The organism is Vibrio sp. 811 (genome assembly GCF_033339195.1).
This window is the reverse complement of record NZ_JAWOUB010000966.1, coordinates 1-515: the sequence shown is the minus strand read 5'-3', so window position 1 is coordinate 515 and position 515 is coordinate 1. Positions and strand designations below refer to the sequence as shown.

At 45.2% G+C, this 515-nt stretch carries 1 protein-coding gene; it reads right to left on the bottom strand.

Annotated elements, in window-relative coordinates:
* A partial coding sequence (locus R7Q46_RS30385) for a M1 family aminopeptidase (RefSeq protein WP_318078742.1) occupies nucleotides 1–515 on the bottom strand: 515 nt, incomplete at both ends.

The following is a 515-nucleotide window of genomic DNA, read 5'->3' as shown; positions in this document are numbered from 1 at the left end:
CGTATAAAAGTTATTCATTTCAATAACTTTGTCAGGACGAATTGGGTGTGACATTGGGCTTGCATCTTCAGCAAACTGAGGGCCACGAATAATGCGCACGTTGTCGATTCGATTTACCGCACGTGAACCTAAGTCAGAAGAAAACTCTTGATCACGGAACACCGTCAAACCTTCTTTTAGGCTCAGCTGGAACCAATCGCGGCAAGTCACGCGGTTGCCTGTCCAGTTATGGAAGTATTCATGGCCAATCACAGCTTCAATACCCAAGTAATCTCGGTCTGTCGCCGTTTGGTCATTCGCCAGAACAAACTTAGAGTTAAAGATATTTAGGCCTTTGTTTTCCATTGCGCCCATGTTGAAGAAATCAACCGCCACGATCATATAAATATCGAGGTCGTATTCTAGACCAAAGCGTTCTTCGTCCCACTTCATTGAGTTGATTAGCGATGTCATCGCGTGACCCGCTCGGTCTAAGTTGCCTTTATCGACAAAGATTTCTAGGTCAACGTTGCGAC